The organism is Streptomyces sp. (assembly GCF_050698815.1).
Taxonomy (GTDB): domain Bacteria; phylum Actinomycetota; class Actinomycetes; order Streptomycetales; family Streptomycetaceae; genus Streptomyces.
In genome coordinates this window covers 1-5807 of the sequence record NZ_JBOHCV010000412.1, presented here as the reverse complement: position 1 = coordinate 5807, position 5807 = coordinate 1, and the positions used below count along the sequence as shown (strand labels likewise).

Annotated in this window: 5 protein-coding genes; 2 read left to right on the top strand and 3 right to left on the bottom strand. The window is 71.3% G+C overall.

Annotated elements, in window-relative coordinates:
* Positions 1–134 precede the first annotated feature (134 nt).
* Entirely contained in the window at positions 135–965 is an 831-nt protein-coding gene (locus ACRDP3_RS15030; RefSeq protein WP_431517439.1) for a DUF1206 domain-containing protein, read from the top strand.
* A 15-nt stretch (positions 966–980) separates the two neighbouring features.
* Here ACRDP3_RS15030 and ACRDP3_RS15025 read toward each other — a convergent pair whose 3' ends face one another.
* The 3 genes from ACRDP3_RS15025 to ACRDP3_RS15015 all read right to left on the bottom strand — a co-directional run bounded on the left by ACRDP3_RS15025 (position 981) and on the right by ACRDP3_RS15015 (position 4756).
* A complete protein-coding gene (locus tag ACRDP3_RS15025; RefSeq protein ID WP_431517438.1) occupies positions 981–1490 on the bottom strand; it encodes an N-acetyltransferase family protein in 510 nt (169 codons plus the stop codon).
* Positions 1487–2446 carry a threonine ammonia-lyase gene (locus ACRDP3_RS15020; protein ID WP_431517437.1) on the bottom strand — a complete coding sequence of 320 codons (960 nt, stop codon included), beginning with the start codon at positions 2444–2446 and terminating at the stop codon, positions 1487–1489. The genes ACRDP3_RS15025 and ACRDP3_RS15020 overlap by 4 nt, the downstream gene beginning before the upstream one ends.
* 201 nt (positions 2447–2647) lie before the next feature.
* Positions 2648–4756 (bottom strand): hypothetical protein, encoded by a 2109-nt coding sequence (locus ACRDP3_RS15015; protein ID WP_431517436.1) that lies wholly within the window; start codon positions 4754–4756, stop codon positions 2648–2650.
* Positions 4757–5156: 400 nt separating this feature from the next.
* On the opposite strand from ACRDP3_RS15015, the gene proB reads away from it, so the two are divergent.
* Positions 5157–5807: glutamate 5-kinase (gene proB, locus ACRDP3_RS15010; protein WP_431517440.1), on the top strand; the 651-nt coding region annotated here is incomplete at its 3' end.

Below are 5807 nucleotides of genomic sequence, written 5' to 3'. Positions count from 1 at the left end.
GTCGTCGCCTTCGCCCGGCTCGTCGAGTCCGTCGTGGTTGACCGGTAGTTCGCGTTTCCGTCGCGTCGAACGGGGGCAATCGCTGACCTGCATGGTCGCGCCACCACCGGCGTGACCGAGGGAGGGGCGGCAGCATGAACGCACCGGCAGCGATGCGGCGAGGGCGGCGTAACGCCCGCCAGGCGGCCAACAGCACAGCACTCGAGAGCGTGGCGCGGGCGGGCATGATCGCCCAAGGCGTGCTGTACATCCTCGTCGGGCTGCTCGCCCTGCGCATCGCCTCCGGCGGTGGCGGAAAGGCCGATCAGGGCGGCGCGCTACGGGAGTTGGCGGCGCAGCCCTTCGGGCGGTTCCTGGTGTGGGGCGTCGGGCTCGGGCTGGCCGGGCTCGCGCTGTGGCGGCTGACCGAGGCGCTGTTCGGGGCATCGGAGCGGCACGGGAACAAGCCGCGCAAGCGGCTGATGTCGGCGGGGCGGTTCGTGCTGTACGGCGTGCTCGCGTACTCGGTGATCTCGTACGCGGTGGGGTCGAGGGGCAGCGGTTCCAGCGACGCCAAGTCCCAGGACATCACTGCCCGGGCTCTGTCCGTACCGGCAGGGCAGTGGCTGGTGGGCATCGTCGGGCTGATCATCGCCGGGTTCGGTGCCTGGAGTGCCGTACAGGCGATACGGCGGAAGTACCACGATCAGATGCGCATGTCGCGGATTCCGCGCCGGGCCCGCCGGTGGGTCGACGTGCTCGGGGTGGGCGGTGGCGTCTCCCGCGGGGCGGTCCTCGTCGTCCTGGGCGTCTTCGCCATGGAGGCGGCGTGGTCCGAGGACGCCGACGAGGCCAAGGGCATGGACGACGCGTTGCGCTCCTTCGCCCAGACGCCTGCCGGGCCGTGGCTGCTCGCGGCCATCGCCGTGGGAGTCGCCCTCTTCGGGCTGTTCTGCTTCGCGCTGGCGCGCTGGCGCCGGGTGTGAGCGACGGCGGGCGTTTCAGCCGGGGGCGAGAGTCTTCGTCATGACGCGTTCGCGTCGGCCGTCAGGCATGACCTCACCGAGCTCCCCGGTCTCTCGGAGTCCGTGGCGCCGGTAAAGCGCGATGGCATGCGTGTTGGCAGGGGCGACGGTGAGCCGCAGCGTCGTCGCCAGCCTGCCCAGGGCGTACTCCTCCACCGCCGTGACGAGCAGGTCTCCGGCACCCCGGCCACGGGCGTGCTCACCGACCCACATCGAGTTCAGATGGACAACGTCCTTCTGCGAGGCCGGGACACCCCGGGCCATCCCGGCAGGCCGGCCGCCGAGGAGTGCCAGGAAGTTGCGCGAGCCGTTGATGCTCAGCAGCGCCCGCCACCGTTCCTCCCGGTCGCCCTCGCCCTGCCACTCCGCCAGCGGGGATTTGAACGCATACGGCGCTTCCGCGAGTGCGGCGAGCCGCAGAGTTCGCCAACTCGCCCAGTCGTCCGGTGTCAGTACGCGGAGCTCGATCACGTTGGCAGCCGTCACAGCAAGTGGAATCGCTCTGCCCAGGACGCGACGTTCGCCGTCGTCGCGTTGCCGCCGCACACCACCAGCCCCAGGTGTGCCCCGTCACCCACACGTTCCCGTACCTGACGGGCGGCCGGCAGGAGGCAGCCGGCGGCGGGCTCGGCCCAGACCTTGGCGTGGTTCGCGAGGTCGAGCGTGCCCTGGACGGCTTCGGCGTCCGAGACCACCAGTACGTCTGTGACGGTGGCGGACACATGGTCGTAGGTGAGCTGCGAGACGGCGGGTGCGCTGAGGGTCGTGACGATCGAGGACAGTGCGACCGGTACCGGGCCGCCTGCGGCCAGTGCCTCGGACATGGCCTGCGCGCCTTCGGTCTCCACACCCCAGATCCGTACCCCGGGCCGCAGCGCGCGCAGCGCCACGGCAACGCCGGAGATCAGTGCGCCGCCCCCGATGCTGACGAGCACATCGGTCAGGTCGCCGGCGTCGCGGGCGAGTTCCAGACCAACGGTTCCCTGACCGGCCGTCACCACGGGATCGTCGAAAGGGTGCACCAGCGTCAGTCCGTCGGCCTGCAACCGGGACATGAGCGCGAACGCGCCGTCCATGCCGTCGGTCAGGCGCACCGTGGCCCCGGCCGCCTCGGCGACGTCAACCGCGCGGGCGGGTGCTGACCGCGGCATGACGACGGTCGCCTTCACGTCCAGGGCGCCGGCCATGACAGCGACCGCGATCGCATGATTGCCGCCGCTCACCGCCACCACGCCTGCCGCGCGGTCGGCCGCGCTGAGCCCGAGGAGCTTCGCCGCCGCCCCCCGGGCCTTGAAGGAGCCGGTGCGCTGCAACAGCTCCAGCTTGGTGGTGACCGGGACACCGAGCAGCGCGGAGAGGCCGTCGCTCGGCACCGTCGGCGTAGCGACGACGTGACCCGCGATCCGCCGGGATGCCGCCTCGATATCGGAGATGTCGATCACAGCATCTGCCTCCTAGCGGGGGTTCCCTGAGCACGGTGCCGTGCCATCCTGCACCGGCAGCAGCACATTATCCGGTGCCGCAACCCGGGCCGTGAGGGTGGTGAGTCGCCGTGGTGGGTGGGAGAACCCCCGCCGACGACGAAGGGTCCCGGAGGCGGTGTGCCTCCGGGACCCTTCGTCGTGCGTCAGGCCGTCCGGCCGTCAGGCGGTGACCTGGTCGGCGTCCTCCGGGTCGGTTGACGCGCCGCCGTTCGGCGCGGCCTCCAACTCGGCTTCCTCCGCCGCCTCCTGGGCCTCCGTCTCGCGCTGGCCCGGGATTTCGCTCATGCGGCTCGCCACCCGCTCGTTGCGGGCGTCGGTCGACAGGCACAGGTCGATCGCGGCCTGGTTGAAGCGGGCCATCGAGGGCGGGTCGGCCGGGCCGAGGAGGTGGACCTTCAGCTCCGCGCGGGCTTTGACCAGGGTGTCCTTGGCCGGCTCGCGCACCGACTCCAGCAGCGCCGGGACCTCCGTCGCCTCGGGGGAGAGGATCGCGGCGGCCCGTACGGTCGGGAAGCCGGCACGGAAGACGTCCTCGGCCAGTCCGCTGGTGTTGGCGACCGCATAGGGCTTCTCGCTCGTCAGATAGTCCGAGACGACGGACGAGACGTCGGAGATGAGTAGGTCGGCCTGGTTGAAGCAGGTGTAGATCGCCGGGCGCGGCCCGGTGATGATCTGGTGCTCCCACTCCGGGAACGACGCCCAGTAGGCGGCCTCCCAGGCGGCGGTGGCCGCCGCGACGTGTTCCGAACGCCCCGCCTCGGGGGCGGACTGGAGCATCATCTTCTCCACCTCGTCCGCGCCCCGGCGGAAGGCGGTGGTGGTCAGCTCGTCCAGTTCGTTCGCGCGCCGGGCCAGTTCGGCGGCGGCCTCGGGGCCGGGACGGTCCCCGGAACGCTGCGCGTTGGCCTCGGTGATCATCGCCTGGATGTGCGCGTTGGCGGCGCCGGCGCGGGGGTCGACGGAACCGGTCATCGGGTGCGGCTTGTAGAGCAGCCGCACCCCGGGGTCGGCGAGCAGCTCACGGACGATGTTCTCGCCCGCGAGGATGACCGAGGTGTTGCCCGGGTCGTTCGTCCAGCCCTCCCAGGTGGGGGCGTACAGGACGGTGGTGTACGCGCCCTGCGGCGCGCCCGCGTACGGCTCGATGGGGGAGAGCTGGGGGCGTCCGACCTCGACCACGTCACGGTCGTCGACGCCGATGTCGGCGAGCTGGTAGCGCTCGCGGGCGGCGGGACCGGCCACCCAGATTTCGTCGTACGCCTTGGCGTAGGGGTTGCACGAGGACAGCTTGTCGCTCTCGCCGTGGTTGGTGAAGGCGTGCTTGATGGTGGGGATGCGCAGCACCTGCGAGGTCTTGCCGGAGTTCGCGGGGTGCAGCAGCACCTTGAGCGTGGAGTGCTCCAGGTGCATCAGGTGCGCGACCTTCGGGATGCAGATGATGGGAATGTCGGTGGCCTCGATCTTCTGCACCATGAAGCGCTCGCGGAGCACGATGATCGGGTTGCCGTCGAGCTGGGCGAGGGTGGAGACCCACATGTTCGCCTGGTAGGCGGAGGTGGTGCCGCCGGAGAAGTACATGCCGACGGTCGGCCGGTAGGACGCCAGCCACGTGTCGAGCCACTCCAGCGCCTGCCGCTCGTTCGCGTGCCGCTTATTCGGCAGCATCCACGTACCCAGATACACGGCGGCGCCGAGGGACAGCAGGAGGCTGAGGCCGATGCCCACGATGCCCCACACCTCGGTGGACAGGCTCGCGCTGAGCATCAGCCCGATGGTGCCGGGGATGGAGAAGCGCAGCAGCCTGCGGCTGGGCTGCCGGGCCAGCAGGCGGGGCGGCGAGATGGTCAGGCCCAGGGCGGCGGCGTCGATGTTGCGGGTGAGGATCGGCAGCGTACGGCTGCGGCGCACGAACTGGGCGACGGCCTGGCAGAGGAAGTGCCCGGCGTACGCGGCGAGCAGCAGCAGAGTGAGGGGGCGCTCGATGTCCGGGGGGACGTCGGGAATCCGCACCAGGCCGATGACGATCACCATGTCGCGGAGCAGCTGGCGCGTGGTGACGTCGAAGCGGACCTTGCCCAGCAGGGCGAGCAGGCCCGGCTGCTTGTGGGTGAGATAGAGGTCGAGCGTGAGACCCGCCACAGACGCGACGATGAACACGGGCACGTTCGGCAGCAGCGCACCGGCGAGCTGTGCGGCATAGAAAACCGTCAGCGCGAACAGCGCCGACAGCTGGACAGCGCGGCGGGGGGAGAGACCGGCAGGGGGCACGGGCTGGGCTCCTGGCAGGAGGTTGCGGGCTTGCGGAGGAACACGGCCGGTGGGGGGTGATCGGCCGTGATTGACCACTGACCGTATGCCGGACGCGGTGCCGGTGACAATCTGTGGCGGGGTGTCTCGCGCCCATACAGGGGCAAAGGCATCATGCCCGCCGGTCCATTGGCCGGAACGACCGAGCGTAGTGGATCAGGGCTGCCGTACATTGCGAGCGGGAGGCCGGGCGAGGCGGAGTCCGAGGCCGCTCGCGGGCCGGTCCGCGGGGGGAACGGGAATGTGACGGGGAACGGGACGGGAACGTAACGGCGTGACAGAAGGAACAGGCGGGCAGCGGGACGTGAGCAAGTCGACAGTCGGCCCCGGCCCCGGCAAGGGCGCGCACGCACGGCGGGACGTGGCGGAGGCGCGGCGGATCGTCGTCAAGGTCGGCTCCTCCTCGCTCACCACCTCCGCCGGGGGCCTGGACGCGGACCGGGTCGACGCCCTGGTGGACGCGCTGGCCAAGCACGGCGCGCAGCCGGAGAAGGAGATCGTGCTCGTCTCCTCCGGCGCCATCGCCGCCGGGCTCGCACCGTTGGGCCTTCCCCGACGCCCCCGCGACCTGGCCCGGCAGCAGGCGGCCGCCAGCGTGGGACAGGGGCTGCTGGTCGCCCGTTACACCGCGTCCTTCGCGCGCTACGGACGCCGGGTCGGCCAGGTGCTCCTCACCTCCGATGACACCAGCCGGCGCGCCCACTACCGCAACGCCTACCGCACGCTGGAGCAACTGCTCGCCATGGGCGCCGTCCCGGTCGTCAACGAGAACGACACCGTGGCCACCGAGGAGATCCGGTTCGGCGACAACGACCGGCTCGCCGCGCTGGTGGCACACCTGGTGCGGGCCGACGCGCTGGTGCTGCTGTCCGACGTAGACGCTCTCTACGACGGCGACCCGCGGCGGGGTGCGTCGCGCAAGATCGCCGAGGTGTCGTCGGCCGTCGACCTGGCCGGGCTGGACGTGCGGATGTCGAGCTCCGGGCTGGGCACCGGCGGCATGGTCTCCAAG

Coding starts and splice junctions, on each gene's coding strand:
- ACRDP3_RS15030 (WP_431517439.1), top strand. CDS start 135: ATGAACGCACCGGCAGCGATGCGGCGAGGGCGGCGTAACGCCCGCCAG.